This is a genomic window from Bacillus massilinigeriensis, from assembly GCF_900117315.1.
Lineage (GTDB): Bacteria > Bacillota > Bacilli > Bacillales > Cytobacillaceae > Bacillus_BE > Bacillus_BE massilionigeriensis.
In genome coordinates this window covers 2919582-2944647 of the sequence record NZ_LT630337.1, presented here as the reverse complement: position 1 = coordinate 2944647, position 25066 = coordinate 2919582, and the positions used below count along the sequence as shown (strand labels likewise).

The window sequence follows — 25066 nt, the reverse complement described above, 5'->3', positions numbered from 1 at the left end:
AACCGCGGGTAAACTCTCGTCCCTATGCTAAATAAGCATAGGGAGGGGAGTTTTTTTGTTGCCATAAAGTGGAGTGGCAGTGGAATCATCACATAGAAATGGATAATATTCCGGAGGTGTCAAATGAATATTCAAAATATGATATTAACTTTACAAAAGCATTGGTCAGAACAAGGTTGTATTTTGATGCAAGCCTATGACGTAGAAAAAGGAGCAGGAACGATGAGTCCATACACTTTCCTGCGTGCCATTGGTCCAGAACCATGGAATGTGGCCTATGTAGAGCCTTCAAGAAGGCCAGCAGATGGACGTTATGGAGAGAATCCTAATCGGCTTTACCAACACCATCAATTCCAAGTAATCATGAAGCCGTCGCCAGACCATATTCAAGAATTATACTTAGATTCTTTACGTGCATTAGGAATCAATCCATTGGAGCATGACATTCGTTTTGTAGAAGATAACTGGGAGAACCCTTCACTTGGCTGTGCAGGTCTTGGGTGGGAAGTCTGGTTAGATGGAATGGAGATTACTCAGTTTACCTATTTCCAACAAGTTGGTGGACTAGAATGTAAGCCTGTCTCTGTTGAGATTACTTATGGAATCGAACGGTTAGCATCTTATATTCAGGATAAGGATAATGTATTTGATCTTGAATGGACAGAAGGATTTACCGTTCGCGATATTTTCCTACAACCAGAATATGAGCATTCCAAATATACTTTTGAAACATCTGATGTGGACATGCTATTCAACCTTTTTACTATTTATGAAAAAGAAGCACATCGTCAAATGGAGGAAGGATTAGTCCATCCTGCCTATGATTATGTATTAAAATGCTCTCATGTATTTAATCTTCTTGATGCAAGAGGCGCAATTTCGGTTACAGAAAGAACGGGCTATATCGGACGTTGCCGAACACTTGCCAGAAAGGTAGCAAAAACATTCTATGAGGAACGTGAAAAATTAGGATTTCCGATTTTAAAGGCTAAGGAGGAAAAAAACCATGAGTAAACACAATCTATTAATCGAAATCGGCCTTGAGGAAATGCCTGCAAGATTTGTAACGAATTCAAGAATCCAATTAGCAGAAAAAATCGAATCCTGGTTTACTGGTCATAAAATCGGGTTTGGTGAAATTGTTTCTTATTCAACACCACGAAGACTAGCCATTCTTATTAAGGATGTAGCTGAGTCCCAGGAAGACATCCAAGAAGAAAATAAAGGTCCTGCGAAAAAAATCGCCCTCGATGAAAATGGTGAGTGGACAAAAGCTGCTCAAGGATTCTGTCGCGGACAAGGTATGAGTGTAGAGGATATCTATTTTAAAGAAATCAATGGTGTAGAATATGCCCATGTGCAGAAGTTTATTCAGGGCCAAGAAACGAAATCGCTTCTTTCCAATCTTCAATCCATCATAACTGGACTAACCTTCCCAAAAAATATGAGGTGGGCTGATCAAGAGCTAAGATATATACGACCTATAAAATGGATTGTAGCTCTTTTTGATCAGGAGATTATTCCATTTGCAATCGCAGGGGTAGAAACAAGTAACTGGAGTTTAGGACATCGTTTTCTAGGTGAAAAAATTGTGATTGATAATCCATCTGATTACGAACAACAGTTATTAGGTCAGTATGTAATCGCCAATTCGGCGGAAAGAAAAAAGGCCATTGTATCCCAGCTTGAAAAGCTTCAAGAAGAAAATGAATGGGTGATCCCAATTGACGAGGATTTGCTTGAGGAAGTAAATAATTTAGTAGAATATCCTACTGTACTATTTGGGCGGTTTGAAGAAGAATTTTTGGATATTCCAGAATCTGTATTAATTACTTCAATGAAGGAGCATCAACGTTATTTCCCAGTTAAATCAAAGGATGGAAAGCTTCTACCTTTCTTTGTGACTGTGCGTAATGGCGATCATAATCACCTAGATACTGTTGCAAAAGGGAATGAAAAGGTACTTCGAGCAAGATTAGCAGATGCTGCATTCTTCTATAAAGAAGATCAAAAGGTGGAGATTAGTAAAGCCTTATCTAAACTGGAAAATATCGTTTATCACGAAGAGATTGGGACACTTTCAGAAAAGGTTCAACGCGTTCGTCAATTAACCAATAAAATAGCCGATATGTTAGGACTTAATGCTGAGGAGAAGGCTTCTGCAGATCGCGCTGCAGAGATATGTAAGTTTGATCTTGTAACGAATATGGTATATGAGTTTCCTGAACTGCAGGGCTTTATGGGGGAAAGATACGCCTTGCAAAAGGGCGAAAAGGAAATGGTTGCTAAAGCAATTAACGAGCATTATATGCCTAGAAATGCTGAAGATGAATCGCCGGCAACTAATGTAGGTGCGGTTCTTTCGATTGCAGATAAATTAGATACGATTGCTTCCTTCTTCGCTATTGGGATGATTCCAAGCGGTTCTCAGGATCCATATGCTTTAAGACGTCAAGCTTCTGGGGTAGTTCAAACCCTACTTCACAAAGGGTGGACCATTGAGATTGAAACGCTTGTAGGGGAAACATTGGATTTGATATTCCAAGCGGGATTCGCTAAAAGGGATAAGGATGAATTAACCCTTGATATTCTATCCTTCTTCAAGCTCAGAGTGAAGCATTTATTGCAAGAGCGTTCTATTCGATATGATTTAATTGATTCCTTACTATCCACTAATATTGGTGTAGTTGCATCACTAGTGAAAAGAGCAGAAGTATTAGAAAGTAATAAAGAGAAAGATGGTTTCAAGGAGAGCATTGAAGCGTTAAGCAGGGTATTAAATATCTCTTCCAAGGCTGAAAATGCTGGGGAAATTAATACAGAGCTATTTGAAAGCGAATATGAGAATGAGCTTTATGAAAAATATTTAGCTGTAAAAGTTCTCTTAGAGCAACCAATCCTTGAGGAAGATTATTTTGATTTGCTGGTTTCCATGAAGGATGTCATCAATCAATACTTTGATCACACAATGGTCATGGCTCAGGATGATAAAGTTCGTCAAAATCGCTTAAACTTGATGGTCAAGATTGCTCAGGTAATTAATCAATTTGCAAATGTAAAAGAAATTATAGTAAAATAAGTTGTTTGAATAAGTAAATGATGGAATGTGAGAGCAATGTTTATTAATAACATTGCTCACCTCCATCATTTTCTTTTTCGAGGATAGCAATTTTTCAGTGATTATTGTATTACATTCCTCAAAGAGTATGTAAAAAATATGAAATATAGAATGTAACAAGATCTTGCCTTTTTCATTTTGACTAAAAAAGTATATAATATTTTATGTAAAAGTATAGCATTAATTGGTTTTTAATAGGGATTACAGGTGGTGAGACCAATAGAACTTAATAAAAGGCAAGAACACATATTACAAATAGTGAAAGAAAATGGACCAATAACCGGAGAAAACATTGCGGAAAGATTAAATTTAACGAGGGCTACATTGCGCCCTGATTTAGCCATCTTAACAATGGCAGGATATTTAGATGCAAGGCCGAGGGTTGGTTATTTTTATACTGGTAAGTCTGGTGTACAGCTAATCAATGAGAAATTACAAAAGCTATCAGTAGGTAATTATCAATCCATACCTGTCGTCATCAACGAAAATATTTCGGTATATGATGCTATTTGTACGATGTTTTTAGAGGATGTTGGGACTTTGTTTGTCGTTGATAAACAATCAAATTTAGTGGGCGTATTGTCACGAAAGGATTTACTTCGGGCAAGCATAGGAAATCAGGAACTTACTACACTTCCTGTTAATATAATTATGACTAGAATGCCCAATATTACGATGTGCAAAAAAGAAGATTCTTTAATGGATGTAGCAAAGTTATTAATAGAAAAACAAATTGATGCATTGCCCGTCGTTAAGGAAACAGAACAGGGCTATGAAGTGGTTGGCAGAATAACAAAAACAAATTTAACAAAAGCCTTTCTTGAGTTAGGAAGTAATCAGTAAGGATTTAGAAGGGAGATGGTTACAAAAATGGGGAAAATTCCAATCATATATGTTGTTTCGGATTCTGTAGGAGAAACGGCAGAATTAGTAACGAAAGCAGCTATTAGTCAATTTCCTTTAAATGATGTAACGATCAAAAGGTTTCCATATGTTGAAGATAAAGTAAATATTGATGAAGTAATCTCACTTGTTAAGATGGATCATGGGATGATTGCTTATACATTAGTAAAGCCTGACATCCGTTCATATATGCGAGAATCAGCAGAGAAGGAAAATATTTATGCAATTGACATTATTGGTCCCTTAATGGACCAAATACAGAATTTATGCCAACAAACTCCTCTTTTTGAACCGGGGTTAGTGAGAAAATTAGATGATGAGTATTTTAAAAAGGTGGAAGCAATTGAATTTGCGGTAAAATATGATGATGGCCGAGACCCTCGTGGGATTCTTAAGGCTGATATCGTCCTCGTTGGTGTATCACGTACTTCAAAAACTCCGTTATCACAATATTTAGCTCATAAGCGATTGAAGGTAGCGAATGTTCCAATCGTTCCTGAGGTGGACCCACCAGACGAACTCTTTCAGGTACCTGCATCAAAATGCTTTGGGTTAAAGATTAGTCCAGACAAATTAAACCAAATCAGGCGGGAAAGATTAATTTCTCTTGGTCTGAATGATCAAGCAAGCTATGCAAATCTGGAAAGAATTAAAAACGAAATGACCTACTTCGAAGCTATCACATCAAAAATTGGTTGCCCAGTCATTGACGTAACGAATAAAGCAGTAGAGGAAACAGCAAATATCATATTAAACCATTATTATCAAAAAAGAATATAAAAACAGGGGTCTGATTCTTAATCCTAGCTCATATACAGCTATAGAGAGTTGTATATGAAACTAAAAGGAGGTCTCAGATCCCTTTCGTTTTAAAAGATATACATATTTATTTAACAAAATTTTAACTTTTTGCCATTCAAAGTATTGGAAAAAGTAAATATTATGTACTATAATAAAAAATTGTGATAAAAATTAATATTTTTAGGTTTAGACTTCAGTTTGAACGAATAAACTATTAATTGTCAGAAGTCAAGTTCACTTCCCCAAAAAAATTCGACATGCATATCTTTGCAAAAGTTGAAAGAATAAAGAAGGAATATGCGAAAGTGTGTAGAATTACTAGTACATTGGGCAAACCAACGATTTATGTTGATGCCGACTCATGTCCAGTTAAAGAGGAAATTGTCGAAATTTCGGAGAGGTTTTCTGTGGAAGTTATTTTTGTGGCCTCATATGACCATGTGAAAAATAACTTATCTATGGGAACATGGAAATTTGTTGATTCAAGAAAAGAAGCCGCAGATTTATTTATCATGAATAAGGTCAAGGCAGGGGATATTGCGATAACCCAAGATATTGGATTAGCTTCCATTCTTTTACCAAAGAAGGTTCATGTATTATCTCCAAAAGGGGATCCCTATATGGAAACTAAAATGGATACTGCTCTAGATCTTAGATATCTTTCCGCTAAAGGTAGGCAACAGGGGATATATGGGAAGGGTCCAAAACCTTTCACAAAAGAAAATAGACAAAAATTTAGAAAAGAACTAATAAAAATTTTGTCGATAATTGAAGGAAAAATGTAATTAATCTAGAATACCTCATAAGTAAAATGGAGTTGTTCTCATGACAGAGCGCATCGCCGAAGAAAAATTAAATGAAATTCGGCAAGCAGTTGATATAGTCGATGTCATTGCTGACTATGTTCAACTTAAAAAGCAAGGCCGAAACTACTTTGGACTATGTCCGTTTCATGGAGAAAACACACCATCATTCTCAGTGTCACCTGATAAGCAAATTTATCATTGCTTTGGTTGTGGAGCAGGGGGAAATGTGTTTTCCTTTTTAATGGAGCTAGAAGGTCTTTCATTTCAAGAAGCCGCTGTAAGGCTTGCTAAAAAGGCAAATGTTGAATTAGAAATCCATCCATCTGGAGTTAGCAGAGGAAAATCAATTCCAAAGGATACTCAGATGATGGTTGATGCTCACGATGTATTACGTAAATTCTATCACCATTTGTTAGTAAACACAAAAGATGGTCAACACGCTTTAGAATACCTGCTTAACAGAGGCTTTACATTAGAGTCCATTGATAAATTCCAGATAGGATATGCATTAAAGTCATGGGATTTTATCTATAAGTTTTTGATCAAAAGAAATTTCCAACCAGAAATTCTTGAGAAGGCAGGACTCATAATAAAACGGGAAAGGGACGGGACCTATTTTGATCGTTTTCGAGATCGAATTATGTTTCCTATTTTTGACCAAAACGGAAATACGATTGCTTTTTCAGGAAGATCATTGGGCGCTGAAGAGCCAAAATATTTAAATAGCCCTGAAACGGCAATCTTTAATAAAAGTAAAATTTTATATAATTACCATTTAGCAAGGCCAATTATTAAAAAATTACAGGAAGTAGTTCTTTTCGAAGGATTTGCTGATGTGATCGCTGCAGATAAGGCTGGAGTTGAAAATGGAGTAGCCTCGATGGGGACCTCTTTAACCTCAGAACACGTTTCAATCATTCGCAGGAATGTGCAAACAGTCACAATATGCTATGATTCCGACAATGCAGGGATAGAAGCTGCCTATCGAGCGGGAAACATGCTTTCTGAAAGCGGCTGCCGAGTAAAGGTGGCTTTAATGCCAGATGGAATGGATCCAGATGAATATATAAATAAGTTTGGTGGAGATAAATATAAAAATGAAGTAATTCATTCGAGCAAAACCTGGATGGCATTCAAGCTTTATTATTTACGAAAAGGAAAAAACCTTAATAATGAAGGAGATCGCCTATTATATATCGAAGAAGTACTCAAGGAAATTTCAAGACTAGAAATGGCGGTTGAAAGGGACCTCTACCTTAGACAATTAGCAACAGAATTCTCTCTTTCACTAGAGGCATTAAAGCTTCAACAAAAACAAATTTATTATAATGAAAAACGTAAGAATCAGGGAAAAGCAATTAATATTCCCAAGCAAAGAATCATCTTAGAAAAGCAAAACAACTCTTTAAAGCCTGCTTTCCATAATGCTGAAAGATATTTACTGGCATATATGTTAAAGGATGAAGATTTGGCTTTTCGCGTTCAGGAAAGGCTTCAAGGTCATACATTTAATATTGACGAACATCAGGCCATATTCACTTATTTATTAGGATATTATACAAAAGGGCTCATGCCTAATGCTGGTGACTTTATTAATTATGTGGAAGATCCTAAGTTGAAAAGAATCATTGCGGAGATTGAAATGTTGACGGTAACGTCGGAGCTCACAGAACAAGAATTAGCCGATTATTTAAAACAGGTGTTGAATTATCCAAAATTGTTAAAGATAAAGGAAAAAGAAGCAGAAGGCAGAAATGCTGAGCGTAGTGATCCTATTCTTGCAGCAAAGATAGCTAAGGAAATTATGGAATTGAGAAAAGAAATCCATTCCTAATTAATATACATGAAGTGTTGTGATTTTTGGAAGGAGGGGTACATATGGCTGAAAAATCGGCCCGTTCAAAAGAGGTTGATTCAGATTTGACCCTAGAACAAGTAAAAGAACAATTAACTGCAGTAGGAAAGAAAACTGGTGTTCTTTCTTATGATGATATCGCTGAGAAATTATCAAGCTTTGTATTAGATTCCCATCAAATGGACGATTTTTACGAATTCCTTCAAGACCAAGGAGTTGAATTGGTAGGAGATAATGATGATGAGGATCCAAATGTACATGAGCTAGAAAAAAATGAAGAGGTATTTGATCTAAATGATTTAAGTGTCCCACCAGGGGTTAAAATCAATGATCCAGTTCGTATGTACTTAAAAGAGATTGGTCGAGTCGATTTATTATCTGCAGAAGAAGAAATCCAGCTTGCAACGAGAATTGAACAGGGAGATGAAGAAGCTAAAAGGCGTCTAGCAGAAGCAAACCTTCGTCTTGTTGTAAGTATTGCAAAAAGATATGTTGGTCGAGGAATGCTGTTCTTAGATTTAATCCAAGAAGGTAACATGGGTCTCATTAAGGCAGTTGAGAAATTTGACTATAGCAAGGGATTTAAGTTCAGTACTTACGCGACATGGTGGATTCGCCAGGCAATTACACGGGCAATCGCAGACCAAGCAAGGACGATTCGTATCCCAGTTCACATGGTGGAAACAATCAATAAGCTAATAAGGGTCCAAAGGCAATTATTGCAGGATTTAGGACGTGAACCGACTCCAGAAGAAATTGCGGAGGATATGGATTTAACGCCTGATAAAGTAAGAGAAATCTTAAAAATTGCTCAAGAGCCTGTTTCATTAGAAACCCCAATAGGTGAGGAAGATGACTCACATCTAGGTGATTTTATAGAAGACCAAGACGCAACATCCCCATCTGAATATGCTGCATATGAGCTTTTAAAAGAGCAGCTAGAGGATGTTCTTGATACATTAACCGATCGAGAAGAAAATGTATTACGACTCCGTTTTGGACTCGATGACGGGCGTACTCGTACCCTTGAAGAGGTAGGTAAAGTATTTGGAGTAACCCGGGAGCGTATTCGTCAAATTGAAGCGAAGGCATTGCGTAAGCTTCGCCATCCTAGCAGAAGCAAGCGTCTAAAAGACTTTTTAGAATAAAAGGATTGCTAATAAATAGTTTACTTCTTACAATAGAGGTAAACTATTTTTATTTTACCTGAAAGAATATCATTTTTTGTAATATACCTTTCGCCCATCATTCATATGAATAATCAATCTATTCCCAATATCGCATGGATGATGGCGCTTAATTTATTAATTGTTTAAGTCATAGGAAGTGACCATATGAGTATGGATGATCATCGAAAAAAGGTAATTGTCAATGAAATATTATATTGGAAGGAAAGTCGTCTCCTTCCTGAGCATTATTGCGACTACTTACTAACCTTATATACAGAAGGAAATCGACCAATAGAATTGGACAAAAAGGCGCCTAACCAAAGGATTAGAATTCTTAGTCTTCTCTTTATATTGCTCATTCCTCTTGCTGTATTTTTTATTTATTTTACTGAATTATCATTTATTTGGCAAATAGCTCTTGAGGCTTTTTTGATTTTTTTAGGATTAATCACAACTTTTTACTTTTCTAAAAAAGGTTTATTAGCCCAAGTGCCCCTTGTTGTTTCGGCTCTAATTCTGCTGTTAACAACGGTGGAAATGATTACAAGAATATTTCCTAATCAGCCAGAAATGCTCTATATGGTTCTGTTTTTAAATTGTTTATTGTGGCTATTTACAGGGAAATTGCTAAAATTAATTTATTTTTTCATCTCAGGGATATTAGGGATTATTGTTTTGATTATTTCTATTTTCATATAACAAAAATTTTTGATAATTTTTTTAATATTTAGAAAATAATTCATTTAAATCCGACGATTCGATATTTGTAATGGATTAGAAAAAGTTGATTTTTGTCAATTTTGCGAACATACTGTGACAAAGTTAACTTTAGGGCTTTTCCTTCTTCTCTTTTTAAAGTAAAATAAAGATTGTTTGTAAATGAATTTTTACGGTATGTTCATACATAAGGGAGGTTATTACATGAATCGAAATCCGATTATTCCATTTGTATTAATTATGGTTTTCGGTATAGGGGCGATGTTCCTACTTTCTTTTAAGGGCTTAGGAGATCATGAGGCTTTAACTGCTGAAAAGAAAGATGGGGGAGAAAAAACAGAAGAAGTAGCATCCAATCCAGAAGATATTTATAAAGCTAGCTGTGTTGATTGTCATGGTGATTCATACCAAGGAGGAGTTGGCCCTGCATTAAATGGTGTTGGTGACCGCTTGTCTAAGGACGAAATTAAAACCATTATTACACAAGGTAAAAATACGATGCCATCTGGTTTAGTTGCCGAGGATAAGGCAGATGCTATGGCAGATTGGTTAGCAGGCTTGAAATAATTAAAAAAACATAAGAGACTGGCTCTAAAAGGGCCTGACACCTTTTCAACCTCCTTGATTGTTAAGGTTTCAGGCTCTTGTATTGAGTCAGTCTCTTTTTTATACTGTAATGGAGGCTTCTAATAAAAGAAAATGTGGTGAAGAAATGAATACACAGAAACTATCTAATCGTTTAGAGACGGTTGCTAAATATATACCAGAGGGGTATAAGCTTGCTGATATTGGTTCCGATCATGCTTATTTACCTTGTTATGCAGTTTTATCTCGAAAAATTTCCTACGCAGTGGCAGGAGAAGTAGTTGAAGGGCCCTTTCAATTGGCACAGAAACATGTTCAAGAAGAGGGATTATCTGAACAAATCTCTGTAAGAATGGGGGATGGGCTTGAAGTAATAAAAAAAGGTGAAGTCGATTGTATCACCATTGCAGGGATGGGTGGTGCACTCATAGCAAGGATTTTGGAGGATGGGAAGGATAAGCTGACCTTAGTAAAAAGATTAATTCTTCAACCCAATATTAGTGCTATTTCCATTCGTTTGTGGCTTATTGAAAATGGCTGGCAGTTGATTCATGAAGAAATATTAGAGGAAGATGGGAAGATATATGAGATTTTAGTATCAGAACAAGGGGAGCCACTCATTCCATACGACCAAAAGGATATGAACAAGGCATTATTGTTAGGTCCTTACTTAATGAGGGAGAAAAGCCAAGTATTTCAAAATAAGTGGTTGAGAGAAATGGAAAACTGGAAACGGATTTTGAAACAAATTGAACAGGCGCCTGATTCAGATGAGAATGAGCAAAAGAAAAGAGAATTAGTGACTAAAATTCAATTTGTTGAGGAGGTTTTAACAAAGTGAAGCAAATAAATGGGCATGAATTGATTCAATTGTTTGAGGCGTTTTCCCCTAAATCCTTAGCAATGGAAGGGGATAAAATTGGGCTGCAAATTGGTCGATTAAATAAACCAATAACCAATGTGATGATCGCGTTAGATGTACTTGAGGAAGTTGTGGATGAGGCAATCCAAAAGAATGTTGAGTTAATCATAGCTCATCACCCATTCATTTACCGTCCGCTTCAAAAAATAACAACCGATACAGCTTATGGAAGAATGATTGAAAAACTTATAAAACATGACATCGCCGTCTATGCTGCCCATACTAATCTAGATGTGGCAAAAGGCGGAGTGAATGACCTTCTAGCTCAAGCATTAGGGCTTAAAAATACGGAAGTATTAATCCCTACATATGATACAAAGTTGAAAAAATTAGTCGTATATGTACCTGTCAGTCATGCGGATTCTGTTAAGCAGGCATTAGGGAATAGTGGTGCAGGTGCAATCGGAAATTATAGTCATTGTTCTTTTTCAGTAAATGGCACCGGTGAATTTCTACCTGGAGAAGATACAAATCCCTTTATTGGTGGCAGGGGAATGCTTGAGAAGGTGGATGAAGCTAGAATTGAGACCATTTTCCCTGAGCATTTACAAAAAAGAGTCATCTCTGCAATGATAAAGGCTCACCCCTATGAAGAGGTTGCCTATGATATTTATCCATTAGAAAATCAGGGGGAGGCTTTAGGACTCGGTCGGATTGGAATGATTGATGAGATGACCTTAGAGGAATTTGCAAGACATGTAAAGGATTCCTTAGAGGTAAAGGGTGTACGGGTGGTTGGAGACCTTACAGCAAAGATAAAAAAAGTAGCTGTATTAGGTGGAGACGGAAATAAATATTTTACTTCTGCAAAATTTAAAGGTGCAGATGTGTACGTTACAGGCGATATGTACTATCACGTTGCCCATGATGCCATGATGGCAGGGCTTAATATTGTAGACCCGGGTCATAATGTCGAGAAAGTGATGAAAAAAGGGGTAGCAAACTATTTGAATCAAGTTTGTGAACAGAAAGGATATTTGGTAACTATTTTTCCTTCTGAAGTACATACGGATCCTTTTCAATTCATTTAAAGGAATTTCTTAAGTCTTTGGAGAGGGGATATTAACTTAGAACTAAAAAGCCCACTAAATTCAGGTGAATTTGGTGGGCTTTTGTAATTATTTCTTTATCTTAGGCAAGATTTTGCTTAAAGGAACCTTTCTCTCTTTTGTCCATGTAGATTGATTATTTGGATCAAACTGTTCAAGAAAAGAGATGACCTCTTTTGTAATTGGTGTAGGGGTGGAGGCTCCAGATGTTACTGCGACTGTTTTGGCGTCCATAATCCATTCCATTTGTAACTCGGAAATGTCGGCAATGCGGTATGCTTTTGTGCCTGCGATCTCTTCAGACACTTGAGCCAAACGGTTTGAATTGTTGCTTTTAGGATCGCCAACAACAATCGTTACATCTGCTTTTCCTGCTTGCTCTGCGACAGCTTCCTGTCTTATTTGTGTGGCTAAGCAAATTTCATTATAGAACTCAGCATGAGGATATTTCTCTTTTAAAAGCTTCATAATTTCGGAAACATCCCATTGGCTCATAGTTGTTTGGTTCGTAACAATGAGCTTTTCAGCTTGAACATTTAAATTTTCTACATCCTCTTTTGTTTCAACGAGATGTACGATGTCGGGCGCTACTCCGACAGCCCCTTCTGGCTCAGGATGGCCCTTTTTCCCAATATAGATTACCTGATAGCCCTCTTGTTTTTTTTGAAGAATTAGATCATGGGTTTTTGTCACATCAGGACATGTTGCATCAATAGTTACTAGTCCCTTTTTCTTGGCAAGTTCTCTTACTTCAGGAGATATTCCATGTGCAGTAAAAATGACTGTACCTGAATCCACCTTTTCTAAGATTTCCTTACGGTTTTTCCCGTCTAATGTAATGATCCCTTCTTCTTTAAAGGCATCTGTGACGTGTTTATTATGAACAATCATCCCTAATATATAAATAGGTCTTGGTAGTGATTTATCTAAAGCAGCATTTCTGGCAATGACCATTGCATCAACAACGCCATAGCAGTAGCCACGAGGTGATATCTTCAAAACTTCCATGCCTTATAATCAATCCTCCTAGAACGAATAGACACAAACCCGGTCTACACATATATAGAGAATAAGAGCCATTTGCTCTTATTCTACATTCCTATTATATAAAACTTGTTAGTAGATTACAAAAGGATTAAGTAAGACCTTAATTTGCAAAAAGAAAGAATGCTGATGTTAGCATCCTTTTCTCTCCTAAATATAAAGTTTGGGTTTGGAGGCTCCTTTGCTCATGCCTTTATGACTACTGACTTTTTCTTTATTTGCCTTTCTTTTTGGAGCAGTCTTTTGTTTCGTTAACGATTTGTCATTAGGCTCCTCCTCTATTTCATTTTCGAGCGAGGCATCCATACCCTCCATACTCTCCATTTCCACATCTTGATTGGATTCTTCTTCTCCACTTGGTGCATCCTTTAATCCTTTATATAGTCGCCACATCGCAGGAAGATTTTTTACCAGTGGTCCATATTGCTGTACCATCGGCCCTATTTGCTGAGCTGCGCTAAGCACCTTCTGAGTATTTTGTAGAAATCCTGTAATAGAGGAAGGGTTGCTGATTGATTTTAATAAACCACCGGGATTTCCTGGGACTGTGCGACCAAAGCCTCCCGGAACACCCATTCCACGTGCTTGATTTCCTCTTCCTAGGATTCTCGCAAGAAGTCCTCCGCCCTTGGATGCTCTTGGGACATTCCCCATTCCCATCCAAGGGGGATTACCCCTCATTGGTCTCATTGGTGGTCTGCCATACATTGGTGGCCTCATATATGGGTTTGGCATTCCTCCTTGAAAAGGAATCCGTTGTCTTGGCGGCATTATAAATGCCTCCTTTCAAAGTCTCGTCTCGTAATAGAATATGCATAAATTTAATAAAAGGTTTTAGGCATGATAATTTTGTTAAAAACCAATAGAACTGTTAAAAATAAATAAGTATAGTATTTGTAGATGTTTAGCAGAAACTTTATTATAATAACAGGATGGACAAATAGGTCTTTTAAAATAGACAAGGAGAACATAATATGGAAACAAAATTTGAACGATTTGATTTTCACCCGTTTATCATAAAAACATTAAATAAGGCAGGCTTTTATGAACCAACAGAAATTCAAGAAAGATTAATACCTACGATATTAAAGGGAGACAGTGCTATTGGTCAATCGCAAACTGGAACTGGGAAGACACTAAGCTACGTACTACCAATCCTACAAAAAGTTGATCCCTCTAGAAAAGAAGTACAGGCTGTTATCACGGCTCCTACAAGAGAGTTAGCTACTCAAATTTATCATGAGATATTAAAATTTACTGAGCAATCAACTGAGAAAGAAATTATCGCTCGCTGTTTTATAGGTGGAACAGATAAACAGCGTTCAATTGAAAGGCTTAAAAATCAACCGCATATCGTTGTAGGAACACCAGGAAGAATTAATGATTTGGTGAAAGAATTAGCATTATTTGTCCATCGGGCTAGCATGCTTGTTGTCGATGAAGCTGATTTAATGCTAGATATGGGCTTTATTGAGGATGTCGATCAAATTGCCTCAAGGATGCCAGAAGAACTGCAAATGCTTGTGTTCTCTGCAACAATTCCTGAAAAGCTAAAGCCATTTTTAAAAAAATATATGGAAAATCCAAAATATGTGCACATAGAACCAAAACAATTAACTGCAGCCAAAATTGAGCATTTATTAATCCCAGCTAGACACAGGAATAAGCTAGATATTTTATCTGAAGCATTAGCTATTTTCAATCCATATTTAGCTATTGTTTTTGCAAATACTAAGAAAATGGCTGATACGATAGCGGATGGCTTAGTAGCAAAAGGCTTAAAGGTTGGGCGTATTCATGGGGATTTATCACCCCGTGAGCGAAAAAAAATGATGAAGCAAATCCTTGATCTTGAGTTTCAATACATTGTTGCGACAGACCTTGCCTCTCGGGGAATTGATATTCAAGGGATTAGTCATGTAATAAATTATGAGTTACCGACCGATCTTGATTTTTACGTTCACCGTGTAGGAAGGACTGCACGTGCAGGCAACTCTGGGATTGCTTTAACTTTTTATGAGGTATCTGATGAGGATGCGTTAAATCAACTCGAAAAAATGGGTGTGGAATTTCAGCATGTAGATATAAAAGATCGCGAATTTGTTGAAATTGGAGATCGTAATAAACGAAAGAATCGGCAAAGACAGCATGATGATATTGACCAAAAGGCAAAATCATTAATTAAGAAACCAAAAAAGGTCAAACCAGGCTATAAAAAGAAAATGAAGTATGAGATGGATAAAATAAAGAAACGAGAAAGAAGACTAAAGAATAAATAATCTTTACAGGGAGAGATATTCATGCTTAAGATAGGTTCTCATGTTTCGATGAGTGGGAAGGGAATGCTTCTTGCTGCTAGTGAAGAGGCGGTTTCTTATGGAGCTAATACATTTATGATTTATACTGGGGCCCCACAAAATACAAGAAGAAAAAAGATAGAGGATTTGAATATTGAAGCGGGACGCAAGCATATGGAGTTAAACGGAATCAATGAAATCGTTGTCCATGCCCCGTATATCATTAACATTGGAAACACTACAAATCCCGCTACATTTGAATTGGGAGTTAACTTTCTTAGATCTGAAATTGAACGGACAGAAGCGATAGGGGCAAATCAAATTGTTCTACATCCTGGTGCACATGTTGGAGCAGGAGCAGAAGAAGGAATTAAGAAAATTGTGGAAGGGTTAAATGAAGTATTAACGGGGAAAGAGACTGTTCAAATTGCTCTTGAAACGATGGCAGGGAAGGGTTCAGAATGTGGAAGATCCTTTGAGGAGCTAGCGAGTATTATTGAAGGAGTTCACCATAATGATAGGCTTTCCATTTGCTTCGATACTTGTCATACTCATGATGCAGGATACAATATTGTAGATGACTTTGATGGGGTTCTTGAAAGCTTTGATAAAATCATTGGAATTAATCGATTAAAGGTGCTTCATATAAACGATAGTAAAAACGAGCGGGGAATGCGGAAAGACCGTCATGAAAATATCGGTTATGGCCACATAGGTTTCGATGCCCTCAATTACGTTGTTCACCATCCACAATTAATGGATGTTCCAAAAATATTAGAAACGCCATATATTGGCGAGGATAAAAACAATAAAAAGGCCCCATATAAACAAGAAATTGATAGCTTGAGAAACAAGAAATTTAATGAAAATCTTATCGATGATGTATTAAAAGGTTGATTCATTGAGCATAAAAAGCGGTTATCCTAAAAAATGCATTGCACCTTGGATAGCCGCTTTTTCTAAGTATAGGTAGATAATCCTTTATTTTGTAAATTGGATAAAGAGCCGATTAACCTCTTTTGCTGTTTCAGGTCCAACAATCTTGGCAACTTCCTTAATGAACTTTGTTCGTTCTGTGTTATTGAAAATATTAACTTTGTTTTTTCTTAAGTACTCCGAGAGGACTTCAGCATGTTTTCGATTAATGGAAATATTGAATTGCTTGGCATATTTTAATAGTTCATCTGAGGTAATCGTACTTACCTTATAATTAATAATATTTTCAAAAATTTTCATTCATATCACTCCCCTCTGTAATCTATGATGTAACGAATGGAAAAGTGACTAAAAAATGTATTTATACCCCATTTGCTAACAACGATAAGAAGATTCTAATGAAAGACGAATGAAGGCAAAGTATATTTTAAAAAAGTTCATAATATGCATATAAAGATTCCGTTAGTCCAGCAGGCTTCTTTACATTGAAGAGAACATCTAGTATACTCAAATTTGTAAATCGGAATGATTCTTAATTTGTAAGGTGATTATATGAATTTTAGCAATACAGTCATTGAAATAGAAGACGTAACGTATCGATACGAAAAGGAGAATGCTCTCGAGAATATTCATTTAGTAGTACCTGAGGGAGCCTTCCTAGGAATTGTTGGTCCAAATGGTTCAGGTAAATCAACATTATTAAAGCTGATCTTAGGCCTTTTAAAGCTACAAAAAGGAAATATTCGATTGTTTGGTCAGGATATCAGTCGATTTAGGGATTGGGATAAAATTGGATTTGTCTCCCAAAAGGCAAATTCCTTCAATACAGGTTTTCCTGCAACGGTTCAAGAAGTGGTTGCCAGCGGATTAACAAAAAAAATTGGATTATTTAAGATGAAAAATAAAGCGCATCGAGAGAAAATTAACCAAGCAATAGAATCTGTTGGTTTATCTCATTATGCCAAACAAAATATTGGCGAGCTTTCAGGTGGTCAGCAGCAACGTGTTTTTATTGCAAGGGCATTAGTCAGCGATCCAAGTCTGCTTATCTTAGATGAACCAACTGTCGGTGTGGATGCAAAAAATGTTCAATCCTTTTATCAAATGCTTGATGACTTAAATAAAAAAAGAGGAATCACACTTGTATTGGTCACCCATGATATCGGGACTATCACTGACAAGGTTACCCATGTTGCCTGTCTTAACAAGCATTTGCATTTCCATGGGGATACTGAAGAGTTTGAAAAGCTAAACATGAATGAAATGTCAGATTTTTATGGTCATGATGTTCATCTCCTTAACCACAATCATGAACACGAGCATGAACATGAATATGGGGGCTCTGTCGTATGATTGAAGGATTAATGCATTATGAATTTTTACAAAATGCGTTTATTACAGGATTAATCATTGGAATTATTGCCCCGTTATTAGGTGTTTTTGTTGTTGTCAGAAGATTATCCTTAATAGCAGATGCATTAAGCCATGTAACATTAGCTGGAATAGCCGCGAGCCTTTTACTTGAAAAAAAACTAATGATTATGAACGGGTTGAATCCAATTTATATGGGGATGGGCTTTTCAGTTGTGGGCTCTCTTTTTATTGAAAAGTTAAGAACGGTGTATAAGCATTATCAGGAGTTGGCAATCCCGATTATCCTATCTGGAGGTATAGGCCTCAGTGTCATTTTTATTTCATTAGCGGATGGCTTTAATTCAGATCTTTTTAGTTATTTATTTGGAAGTGTAAGTGCCGTTAGTCGCCAAGACCTTTGGGTTATTCTTTTTATTAGCATTGCTGTCATGATAATTATTTTCTTCTTATATAAAGAATTGTTTTTGCTTTCCTTTGATGAAGAATATGCGAAGGCCTCTGGCATTTCGGCTAAGAGTATTCATTTTATTTTCATCATTATGGTAGCTTTAGTTATTGCTGCTTCCATGCGGATTGTTGGGATTCTTCTTGTCTCTTCTTTAATGACCTTGCCAGTTGCCGCAAGCATCCGAATAGCGAAGGGCTTTAAACAAACACTTTTATTTTCTGTCATCTTTGGAGAGGTATCAGTACTTGGTGGACTAATTCTTTCCTTTTATTTGGATTTGGCACCAGGTGGAACAATTGTCATGATTGCGGTTCTCATATTAATGGTAGTCATCTTAATGAAAAAACTATGGATGTCAAGACCTGTCTCATAAGGGGTGAATAATAAGTGGACGTAAGTACAGCACTCGAGCTATTGAAGGAAAAGGGATTTAAACATACCGGAAAAAGAGAAGAAATGCTGCAGCTGTTTTCGAACAGTAACAGATACTTAACTGCAAAAGATGTACTTGATCAAATGAAGGGTGATTATCCCGGACTTAGCTTTGATACGATTTATCGTAACTTATCATTATTTTATGAGTTGGGAATTTTTGAAATGACTGAGTTGTCTGGGGAAAAACATTTTCGTTTTACGTGCTCCCATGATCATCACCATCATCATTTCATCTGTTTGGATTGTGGAACGACAAAGGAAATTAAAACTTGCCCTATGCTTGAAATTGAAGAAAGCCTAAAGGGCTACAATATTTCCGGACATAAATTTGAAATATATGGAAGATGTCCAGAATGTCGAATGAAACTAGAACATGTAATGAATGAACAACAAAATGTATGAACTGAGGCTGTCTCATTGGGTGTATAGCACCTTGAAGACAGCCTCTTTCACATTATATTGATTCTGTTTTCAACCATTGATGAACCCATTCATTTGCTTCTTTCCAATTGTTTACACGGACGACTCCATTTGGGGTTGGATCTTGGTTATAGGGTGTATCAAATAATAATACTGGTATTTTACATTCTTCATGAATCATTACCGCATTATCATGTTTGTCCTCAAAGAAGATTTCCACTTGATACTTTTTAGCAGCTTCAACTTTATTATGAGTTCCAAGTAAATCAATGGTATGAAAGTTAAGCTTTTGTTTGTGAAACCAATCCTTTGTAACCTCTTTAAGATGGGAACCACGGGCGCTAATAAAAAAGAGATCATGCTGTTTTTCCCAATTTTTTAATACGTTCCAAGCACCTGAAGCCAATGGGGATTCTGAATATATTTTTGGTTCCATTTTGGAGAACCACTTTGCAAATTCCTTTTCGGAAATATCTACTAAGGGCATAAAATCATATTGTTTTATATCATCAAGTGTAATATTTAATTGGAAGGCATCATTTAAATAAGGAACAAATGTGGACGGACAAGTCACGGTTCCATCAATGTCAATTCCAAAGCGTTTTTTCATATTATTGCTCTCCTTAAACAGGTAGTATATTTCACTATTTTAACGCAAATTATACAAGAGGTCGACAGAAATAGGTATAAATCGACTTAAGATAAGTCCCCTCTCACCCCATTGATTAGACAAAATTTAACACAGTTAATTATGGCCTCCTCGGATACAATAATAAATGCTCCTATCATGAAAGTGAGGGATCCTGATGGCAGATCAAGGACGCAACAACGAAGAGATAATACTTCGTAGTAGTAATAGTGAGCAGAATGATGGAACCAGTATGAACAATTCCTCAGAAAATGCTAATTCGGCATCGAATATATCTACACCTGTAGAAAATGGAGCGACAACGAATGATACTTCATCAAGCTACAGGGAAGAGACTGCTGCAGAAATAGCTGCTCCTGTATCCTTAGGTAGGAATGTGAATGAGGGTCAAGGTGAACAGGCTACAAGTGGTCGAGGAATTGGGTACGCTGCTCTTGCGTTGTCTATACTATCACTATTTGTATGGCCAGTGTTATTTGGAGCAATCGGTATCGTACTTGGTTTCTTAGCAGTACGAAGAGGAGCCACAGGGCTTGGTAGTTGGGCGATTGGAATTGGAGCATTATCTATTATAATCGGTATGTTCGTAATGCCGTTCTTTTAACCCTTTTCAGGCTTGGGGCACTTGAAAAGGAAAGGGCTTGGCAAACTGCCAAGCCCTTTATTTTCATTTGAAGATATATTTATTTAAAGAAGATTGATTACTTTCCTTCGATTTGTTCTTGTTTTTGCTTTTCATAATACTCTTGTGCAATTTGATCGATTTCCTTCTTTAATTCCTCTACCATCGTCTCTTCAGGTACTTTTCTTACGATTTTCCCTTTGCGGAAAAGCAGACCTTCACCACGCGCACCAGCTATTCCAATATCTGCTTCACGTGCTTCTCCTGGTCCATTAACAGCACAACCAAGTACTGCCACTTTAATCGGTGCTTTGATTTGTTGAATATATTCCTCAATCTCATTTGCAATACTAATTAAATCAATTTCAATGCGACCGCATGTCGGACAGGAAATTAAAGTAGCTGCGTTAGAGGAAAGCCCGAAAGCTTTCAATAGTTCCCTCGCAACCTTCACCTCTTCGACTGGATCGGCGCTTAATGAGATGCGTAGGGTGTTTCCTATCCCCTTACTTAATATTGCTCCAAGGCCTGCAGCACTCTTCACAGTACCTGCAAAAAGCGTACCTGATTCAGTGATACCAAGATGTAATGGGTAATCAAATGCTCTTGCTGCTTTTTCGTAGGCTTCAATAGCAAGGTTCACATCAGATGCCTTCATCGAAACAATGATATCATGGAAATCTAAGTCTTCAAGGATCTTGATATGGTGTAGAGCACTTTCAACCATGCCATCTGCTGTTGGATAACCGTATTTGTCGAGAATTCGTTTTTCCAGGGATCCAGCATTAACCCCTATACGAATTGGAATCCCACGTTCTTTCGCTGCTTTAACAACAGCTTCAACCTTCTCGCGTTTACCGATATTTCCAGGGTTTATTCTGATTTTATCGGCTCCTCCCTCGATTGCCTTAAGTGCTAGTTTATAATCAAAGTGGATATCAACAACAAGGGGAATATTAATCCTTTTCTTGATCTCTGCGATTGCCTCTGCCGCTCTCATGTCAGGACAGGCCACGCGAACAATTTGACATCCTGCCTCTTCTAAGCGTTTGATTTGGGCTACAGTCGCTTCCACATCATGTGTTTTTGTCGTCGTCATACTTTGGATAAATAGTTCATTACTTCCGCCTATCGTTAAAGGCCCTACTTTAACTGGGCGAGTTTGTGTACGATTTATAATTTCACTCAATGGTGATTCGCTCCTTTAATAAAGATCAACCTATCGATTTTATCTTTCCACTTCTAAGTAATTGTATCAATGAACAGCTTATATTGACAAGAATCTAGTATGATGACCTTAAGGATTCGACTTCAATTTCTCATGGTAATTGGGGAATTTATAGGTTTTTCCTGTTTGTATATTCTCTGGCTTTATGCCATTTAAATCGATAAAATCCTCTATCACTTGATTGATTGAAACAGGAGGAGAAGATTCTAATTGTTTTTCAACAATGGATAGAACTGTTTCCCCACGCTTCACTTCATAAGTGAAAAAGGCTATTTTTCCTTCTTCTAAATCAATAGATTTTTCTTTTGCTTCTGTTTTTTGCTCGGTTACTGCTGGTAGAGTCCCATTCGTTAGGTCATAGTAGATGATATATATAACTAGAGCTGTGACGAATAAAAGGATTAGACGCTTCATTGGGACATTTCCTCCTTGTATAAATAAGGATTTGTCCTAATATATGCGTTTTACTAGAATAGTAGAACTCTTATTAGTAAGAGAAATAATAGAAGAGCATGAGATTCTAATCCTAAAATCCCATGCTCTATTAATTAATCTTCCGTATTCACTTCACCAGGTACATCCTTTATTGCTAGTAATAGAATGACTAGGGATACAAAAAAGTTAATAAGAAATGCGCTTGGTACTGCTGTTTTTAAGAAATCCATAATAAAGAAAAATACTGTTGGAAGAGTTACCGCATAAGCAGACATCCTCCAAAGATGTCGGTATTGAAGGTTTTTTCTTAATGAGTTTTTAATCAATAATCCGAATGCGGCAACAATAGAAATTTCAATAAATTGTAAGGCACTCGCGAAGATAAAACTAATAATAATGACGATAGGAATAATGATAACAAGAGATTTTTCAATAACATTTAGAAAGTCTGTGAAATCTTTCTTTGAAATGGTCAAATCATTCATTAATGAATAAGAATAGGATTCAGTTTGACCTCCTGCAATTAAGACAAACTCATCCTTTAGGATTCCAATCGTATTTCCACGATTTTTAAGACTTGCTTGATCAACGGCACCAGTACCATCTAAAACAATGGTGAAATCATCACGATCAATGAAAATGGGTTCAGTTTGATCGGTTTGAAGCTGTCCGTCTTTAATAGTAAAGGAAGGGATTTCTTCTTGAATGGTTTCTTTAGCTGAACTGATTCCATTCGTAAATGCAGTACTAAAATAAATCATTGTTGGAATAACAGTGATTAATGAGAGAAAAAAGACATAAAGTATCGTTTTTCCAATCCCTTGATTTCGAAAAGACGCTATATCCTTTGGTGAATAAATACTCCTAATGAATTGCTTAAATATATTCATTGATGTACACCTCTTTTTAGAATCTACTTTTATTTTAGTTTAACCTATGTTGCTTTCACAAGAAAGAATAGGGAATATGTTCATGGTTTTGACAAATGGAAATAATAACTAAAATGTAGTACAATTAGGAAGAAAAAATCTTGAAAATTTTAAGTATAGAGAATATAAATAAAAATAATGGAGATTTTAATTTTGTCATGGTGCAAATCATTTGAAAGGTGCATTTAACTTTGGTAATCTAACATAAAGAACTTTAGAAACATTTAATTATTAAAAATGTTTCTAAGTTAATAAAAAATATTACATAGGAGGAATAAAAAATGGCTTTTGAATTACCACAATTACCTTATGCTTATGATGCTTTAGAACCACATATTGACAAAGAAACAATGAATATTCACCATACGAAACATCACAACACATATGTTACAAACCTTAACAATGCTTTAGCAGGAAATGAAGAGCTTCTTTCAAAATCAGTAGAAGAAGTAATTTCTAACCTAGACGCAGTTCCTGAATCAGCACGTACTGCTGTTCGCAACAATGGAGGCGGTCATGCTAACCACTCTCTATTCTGGCAAATTCTATCTCCAAATGGCGGTGGAGAACCTTCTGGTGAGTTAGCAGATGCTATTACTAAAAAGTTTGGTAGCTACGATGGATTTAAAGAAGAGTTTACTAAAGCAGCAACAACACGTTTTGGATCTGGTTGGGCTTGGCTAGTTGTTAGCAATGGTGAATTGGAAGTTACAAGCACACCTAACCAAGATTCACCATTGATGGAAGGAAAAACTCCAATCCTTGGTTTAGATGTTTGGGAGCATGCCTACTATCTAAATTATCAAAATCGTCGTCCAGATTACATTAATGCATTCTATAATGTGATTAACTGGGATGAGGTTTCAAAACGATATACTTCAGCAAAATAATTAAAACTATGTCAAAACGGCAGACTTATGGAGTCTGTCGTTTTTTTGCGTTTAAATGGGTTGAATAATCATTTTGTCTTTGTAGGAAACTACCTCTAGATAAAAAGGGGAGTATCTTTATGAGTAAAATGAAAAAATTGATTGGTGACGTAGAGCTTTCAAGGGATTTAACCTTGCTGCTTTTTATTGGGGGCTTATATTCGTTAAGTGTCGCTCTTTCAAATACGTTCGTGAATATCTATCTTTGGAAGCAATCAGGTCAATATTTTGATTTAGGGTTATACAATTTATCCATTGTAGTTTTACAGCCCTTTACATTTATTATTGCTGGTAGATGGGCAAAAAAGGTTGATAGGGTCATTGTATTTCGGATTGGAGTCATATTTTTAACACTATTTTACCTAACAGTATTATTTTTTGGGGAGAATGCATCAAAGTATATTCTTCTACTCGGTGGCTTGTTAGGAATTGGATATGGCTTTTATTGGTTAGCCTTTAACTTATTAACCTTCGAAATAACAGAGCCTGAAACAAGAGACTTTTTTAATGGATTTCTAGGGATTTTATCTTCGGTTGGGGGAATGATTGGACCAATCGTGGCTGGATATATTATTTCAAGAATGGAAAATTTTACAGGGTATACCATTGTATTTGGTCTTTCTTTTGGTCTATTTTCTCTTGCTGTCATATTGAGCTTATTTATTAAACGTAGACCAGCTCATGGGCAATATTACTTTAAGAGGATCTTAAAAGAAAGAAAGTTTAATAATAATTGGAAAATGATAACAAATGCCCATTTTTTTCAAGGGTTACGAGAAGGTACCTTTTCATTTGTCATTTCTGTATTTGTATTTCTATCCACAAAAAGTGAACTTTCTCTCGGTACATATGGTTTAATTAATTCGGGAATCTCGTTTGTAGCTTACTACTTTGCCTCCAGATTAATTAAGCCTCAATATCGGAATAAAGCCATTCTTTTAGGAGGTATCATCCTTTATTTCGCCATCTTTCTCATTGTATTTCACCTTACCTACACGAAATTACTAATATACGCAGGGATAATTGCTATTGCCTATCCTCTATTATTAGTACCGTACATTTCTATGACCTTTGATGTTATTGGACGAGGTTGGAAGGCTGCCGAAATGAGGGTTGAATATATTGTTGTACGTGAAATATTTTTAAATTCGGGAAGAATTGTTTCCGTCGTCATGTTTTTATTAACGATCTCTCTCTTTAATCCAGAAAAGGGGATTCCGCTTTTGCTCCTTATCCTTGGCCTAGGTCATACACTTATCTATTTTTTCATAAGAAAAATTTCTTTAAAGCCGACCTAAAGGGGAGAAGACTACTCTCCGTTTTTTCCTACTTATGAATTATGTAGAAAATACTGGAGCAACCATTACTACTCTTGTTATTAAATAATATAAATTT

At 36.4% G+C, this 25066-nt stretch carries 26 protein-coding genes and 1 other annotated feature (1 of these 27 running past the window's edge); of the genes, 19 read left to right on the top strand and 7 right to left on the bottom strand.

All coding sequences use genetic code 11. The annotated features are described in order from the left end of the window. Positions 1-27, top strand: a binding site (T-box leader); it begins 158 nt to the left of the window's first position. Between the two features lie 96 nt (positions 28-123). The 11 genes from glyQ (at position 124) to BQ6100_RS14650 (ending at position 11907) form a co-directional block, all read left to right on the top strand. Beyond that, the gene (glyQ, locus tag BQ6100_RS14700) at positions 124-1014 is read left to right on the top strand and encodes a glycine--tRNA ligase subunit alpha (RefSeq protein ID WP_075982337.1); all 891 of its coding nucleotides are present in this window, start codon (positions 124-126) and stop codon (positions 1012-1014) included. After that, entirely contained in the window at positions 1007-3079 is a 2073-nt protein-coding gene (gene glyS, locus BQ6100_RS14695) for a glycine--tRNA ligase subunit beta (protein ID WP_075982336.1), read from the top strand. The genes glyQ and glyS overlap by 8 nt, the downstream gene beginning before the upstream one ends. A gap of 249 nt (positions 3080-3328) precedes the next feature. Next, positions 3329-3961 carry a helix-turn-helix transcriptional regulator gene (locus tag BQ6100_RS14690; RefSeq protein WP_097677924.1) on the top strand — a complete coding sequence of 211 codons (633 nt, stop codon included), beginning with the start codon at positions 3329-3331 and terminating at the stop codon, positions 3959-3961. 27 nt (positions 3962-3988) lie between these two features. Next, entirely contained in the window at positions 3989-4801 is an 813-nt protein-coding gene (locus tag BQ6100_RS14685; protein WP_075982334.1) for a pyruvate, water dikinase regulatory protein, read from the top strand. Between the two features lie 278 nt (positions 4802-5079). Then, positions 5080-5607 carry a YaiI/YqxD family protein gene (locus BQ6100_RS14680; RefSeq protein ID WP_084780421.1) on the top strand — a complete coding sequence of 176 codons (528 nt, stop codon included), beginning with the start codon at positions 5080-5082 and terminating at the stop codon, positions 5605-5607. A gap of 40 nt (positions 5608-5647) precedes the next feature. Next, positions 5648-7462, top strand: coding sequence for a DNA primase (dnaG, locus tag BQ6100_RS14675; protein ID WP_075982333.1), 1815 nt, complete (start codon positions 5648-5650; stop codon positions 7460-7462). A 44-nt stretch (positions 7463-7506) separates the two neighbouring features. Beyond that, positions 7507-8631: an RNA polymerase sigma factor RpoD gene (gene rpoD, locus BQ6100_RS14670; protein ID WP_075982332.1), complete on the top strand. Its 1125-nt coding sequence runs from the start codon at positions 7507-7509 to the stop codon at positions 8629-8631. A gap of 186 nt (positions 8632-8817) precedes the next feature. Next, positions 8818-9351 (top strand): hypothetical protein, encoded by a 534-nt coding sequence (locus BQ6100_RS14665; RefSeq protein ID WP_084780419.1) that lies wholly within the window; start codon positions 8818-8820, stop codon positions 9349-9351. Between the two features lie 222 nt (positions 9352-9573). Beyond that, entirely contained in the window at positions 9574-9936 is a 363-nt protein-coding gene (gene cccA / locus BQ6100_RS14660) for a cytochrome c550 (RefSeq protein WP_075982331.1), read from the top strand. A gap of 145 nt (positions 9937-10081) precedes the next feature. Beyond that, complete coding sequence (locus tag BQ6100_RS14655) at positions 10082-10795, top strand: tRNA (adenine(22)-N(1))-methyltransferase (RefSeq protein ID WP_075982330.1); 714 nt, start codon at positions 10082-10084, stop codon at positions 10793-10795. Beyond that, positions 10792-11907 carry a Nif3-like dinuclear metal center hexameric protein gene (locus BQ6100_RS14650; protein ID WP_075982329.1) on the top strand — a complete coding sequence of 372 codons (1116 nt, stop codon included), beginning with the start codon at positions 10792-10794 and terminating at the stop codon, positions 11905-11907. Before BQ6100_RS14655 ends, BQ6100_RS14650 begins: the two co-directional genes overlap by 4 nt. 87 nt (positions 11908-11994) lie before the next feature. On the opposite strand, the gene BQ6100_RS14645 is transcribed toward BQ6100_RS14650, so the two are convergent. Beyond that, positions 11995-12933 (bottom strand): 4-hydroxy-3-methylbut-2-enyl diphosphate reductase, encoded by a 939-nt coding sequence (locus BQ6100_RS14645; RefSeq protein WP_075982328.1) that lies wholly within the window; start codon positions 12931-12933, stop codon positions 11995-11997. Positions 12934-13119: 186 nt separating this feature from the next. Then, the gene (gene vrrA / locus BQ6100_RS14640; protein WP_075982327.1) at positions 13120-13740 is read right to left on the bottom strand and encodes a VrrA/YqfQ family protein; all 621 of its coding nucleotides are present in this window, start codon (positions 13738-13740) and stop codon (positions 13120-13122) included. A gap of 203 nt (positions 13741-13943) precedes the next feature. Here vrrA and BQ6100_RS14635 point away from each other — a divergent pair, with 203 nt between their 5' ends. Next, entirely contained in the window at positions 13944-15248 is a 1305-nt protein-coding gene (locus BQ6100_RS14635; protein WP_075982326.1) for a DEAD/DEAH box helicase, read from the top strand. A 21-nt stretch (positions 15249-15269) separates the two neighbouring features. Further along, entirely contained in the window at positions 15270-16163 is an 894-nt protein-coding gene (locus tag BQ6100_RS14630; RefSeq protein WP_075982325.1) for a deoxyribonuclease IV, read from the top strand. Positions 16164-16247: 84 nt separating this feature from the next. On the opposite strand, the gene BQ6100_RS14625 is transcribed toward BQ6100_RS14630, so the two are convergent. After that, positions 16248-16502, bottom strand: a complete 255-nt coding sequence (locus BQ6100_RS14625; RefSeq protein WP_075982324.1) for a DUF2624 domain-containing protein — start codon at positions 16500-16502, stop codon at positions 16248-16250. A 252-nt stretch (positions 16503-16754) separates the two neighbouring features. Here BQ6100_RS14625 and BQ6100_RS14620 point away from each other — a divergent pair, with 252 nt between their 5' ends. Genes BQ6100_RS14620 through BQ6100_RS14610 form a run of 3 tightly spaced genes read left to right on the top strand, consistent with a single transcriptional unit; the run spans position 16755 to position 18861 of the window. After that, positions 16755-17555, top strand: a complete 801-nt coding sequence (locus tag BQ6100_RS14620) for a metal ABC transporter ATP-binding protein (RefSeq protein ID WP_075982323.1) — start codon at positions 16755-16757, stop codon at positions 17553-17555. Further along, complete coding sequence (locus BQ6100_RS14615; protein ID WP_075982322.1) at positions 17552-18397, top strand: metal ABC transporter permease; 846 nt, start codon at positions 17552-17554, stop codon at positions 18395-18397. Before BQ6100_RS14620 ends, BQ6100_RS14615 begins: the two co-directional genes overlap by 4 nt. A gap of 14 nt (positions 18398-18411) precedes the next feature. After that, positions 18412-18861, top strand: coding sequence for a Fur family transcriptional regulator (locus BQ6100_RS14610; RefSeq protein ID WP_075982321.1), 450 nt, complete (start codon positions 18412-18414; stop codon positions 18859-18861). Between the two features lie 52 nt (positions 18862-18913). On the opposite strand, the gene BQ6100_RS14605 is transcribed toward BQ6100_RS14610, so the two are convergent. Next, on the bottom strand, positions 18914-19489 hold the full coding sequence (locus tag BQ6100_RS14605; RefSeq protein WP_075982320.1) for a hypothetical protein: 576 nt from the start codon (positions 19487-19489) through the stop codon (positions 18914-18916). A gap of 196 nt (positions 19490-19685) precedes the next feature. On the opposite strand from BQ6100_RS14605, the gene BQ6100_RS14600 reads away from it, so the two are divergent. Further along, the gene (locus tag BQ6100_RS14600) at positions 19686-20132 is read left to right on the top strand and encodes a hypothetical protein (protein WP_075982319.1); all 447 of its coding nucleotides are present in this window, start codon (positions 19686-19688) and stop codon (positions 20130-20132) included. Positions 20133-20229: 97 nt separating this feature from the next. On the opposite strand, the gene ispG is transcribed toward BQ6100_RS14600, so the two are convergent. The 3 genes from ispG to BQ6100_RS14585 all read right to left on the bottom strand — a co-directional run bounded on the left by ispG (position 20230) and on the right by BQ6100_RS14585 (position 22703). Further along, on the bottom strand, positions 20230-21330 hold the full coding sequence (gene ispG / locus BQ6100_RS14595; RefSeq protein WP_173719919.1) for a flavodoxin-dependent (E)-4-hydroxy-3-methylbut-2-enyl-diphosphate synthase: 1101 nt from the start codon (positions 21328-21330) through the stop codon (positions 20230-20232). Positions 21331-21447: 117 nt separating this feature from the next. Beyond that, positions 21448-21792: a hypothetical protein gene (locus BQ6100_RS14590; protein WP_075982317.1), complete on the bottom strand. Its 345-nt coding sequence runs from the start codon at positions 21790-21792 to the stop codon at positions 21448-21450. A gap of 134 nt (positions 21793-21926) precedes the next feature. Further along, entirely contained in the window at positions 21927-22703 is a 777-nt protein-coding gene (locus tag BQ6100_RS14585) for a DUF1189 domain-containing protein (protein WP_075982316.1), read from the bottom strand. Positions 22704-23023: 320 nt separating this feature from the next. On the opposite strand from BQ6100_RS14585, the gene BQ6100_RS14580 reads away from it, so the two are divergent. Beyond that, the gene (locus BQ6100_RS14580) at positions 23024-23632 is read left to right on the top strand and encodes a superoxide dismutase (RefSeq protein WP_075982315.1); all 609 of its coding nucleotides are present in this window, start codon (positions 23024-23026) and stop codon (positions 23630-23632) included. Between the two features lie 119 nt (positions 23633-23751). After that, the gene (locus tag BQ6100_RS14575) at positions 23752-24969 is read left to right on the top strand and encodes an MFS transporter (RefSeq protein ID WP_075982314.1); all 1218 of its coding nucleotides are present in this window, start codon (positions 23752-23754) and stop codon (positions 24967-24969) included. Positions 24970-25066: the final 97 nt, after the last annotated feature.

What these genes read in the sequence shown, in the direction of transcription:
- dnaG (WP_075982333.1), top strand. Translation starts at nt 5,648, where the DNA reads ATGACAGAGCGCATCGCCGAAGAAAAATTAAATGAAATTCGGCAAGCA.
- BQ6100_RS14580 (WP_075982315.1), top strand. Translation starts at nt 23,024, where the DNA reads ATGGCTTTTGAATTACCACAATTACCTTATGCTTATGATGCTTTAGAA.
- cccA (WP_075982331.1), top strand. Translation starts at nt 9,574, where the DNA reads ATGAATCGAAATCCGATTATTCCATTTGTATTAATTATGGTTTTCGGT.
- BQ6100_RS14575 (WP_075982314.1), top strand. Translation starts at nt 23,752, where the DNA reads ATGAGTAAAATGAAAAAATTGATTGGTGACGTAGAGCTTTCAAGGGAT.
- glyQ (WP_075982337.1), top strand. Translation starts at nt 124, where the DNA reads ATGAATATTCAAAATATGATATTAACTTTACAAAAGCATTGGTCAGAA.
- vrrA (WP_075982327.1), bottom strand. Translation starts at nt 13,740, where the DNA reads ATGCCGCCAAGACAACGGATTCCTTTTCAAGGAGGAATGCCAAACCCA.
- BQ6100_RS14665 (WP_084780419.1), top strand. Translation starts at nt 8,818, where the DNA reads ATGAGTATGGATGATCATCGAAAAAAGGTAATTGTCAATGAAATATTA.
- BQ6100_RS14645 (WP_075982328.1), bottom strand. Translation starts at nt 12,933, where the DNA reads ATGGAAGTTTTGAAGATATCACCTCGTGGCTACTGCTATGGCGTTGTT.
- BQ6100_RS14630 (WP_075982325.1), top strand. Translation starts at nt 15,270, where the DNA reads ATGCTTAAGATAGGTTCTCATGTTTCGATGAGTGGGAAGGGAATGCTT.
- BQ6100_RS14605 (WP_075982320.1), bottom strand. Translation starts at nt 19,489, where the DNA reads ATGAAAAAACGCTTTGGAATTGACATTGATGGAACCGTGACTTGTCCG.
- BQ6100_RS14620 (WP_075982323.1), top strand. Translation starts at nt 16,755, where the DNA reads ATGAATTTTAGCAATACAGTCATTGAAATAGAAGACGTAACGTATCGA.
- rpoD (WP_075982332.1), top strand. Translation starts at nt 7,507, where the DNA reads ATGGCTGAAAAATCGGCCCGTTCAAAAGAGGTTGATTCAGATTTGACC.
- BQ6100_RS14615 (WP_075982322.1), top strand. Translation starts at nt 17,552, where the DNA reads ATGATTGAAGGATTAATGCATTATGAATTTTTACAAAATGCGTTTATT.
- BQ6100_RS14600 (WP_075982319.1), top strand. Translation starts at nt 19,686, where the DNA reads ATGGCAGATCAAGGACGCAACAACGAAGAGATAATACTTCGTAGTAGT.
- glyS (WP_075982336.1), top strand. Translation starts at nt 1,007, where the DNA reads ATGAGTAAACACAATCTATTAATCGAAATCGGCCTTGAGGAAATGCCT.
- BQ6100_RS14625 (WP_075982324.1), bottom strand. Translation starts at nt 16,502, where the DNA reads ATGAAAATTTTTGAAAATATTATTAATTATAAGGTAAGTACGATTACC.
- BQ6100_RS14585 (WP_075982316.1), bottom strand. Translation starts at nt 22,703, where the DNA reads ATGAATATATTTAAGCAATTCATTAGGAGTATTTATTCACCAAAGGAT.
- BQ6100_RS14680 (WP_084780421.1), top strand. Translation starts at nt 5,080, where the DNA reads ATGCATATCTTTGCAAAAGTTGAAAGAATAAAGAAGGAATATGCGAAA.
- BQ6100_RS14590 (WP_075982317.1), bottom strand. Translation starts at nt 21,792, where the DNA reads ATGAAGCGTCTAATCCTTTTATTCGTCACAGCTCTAGTTATATATATC.
- BQ6100_RS14635 (WP_075982326.1), top strand. Translation starts at nt 13,944, where the DNA reads ATGGAAACAAAATTTGAACGATTTGATTTTCACCCGTTTATCATAAAA.
- BQ6100_RS14685 (WP_075982334.1), top strand. Translation starts at nt 3,989, where the DNA reads ATGGGGAAAATTCCAATCATATATGTTGTTTCGGATTCTGTAGGAGAA.
- BQ6100_RS14655 (WP_075982330.1), top strand. Translation starts at nt 10,082, where the DNA reads ATGAATACACAGAAACTATCTAATCGTTTAGAGACGGTTGCTAAATAT.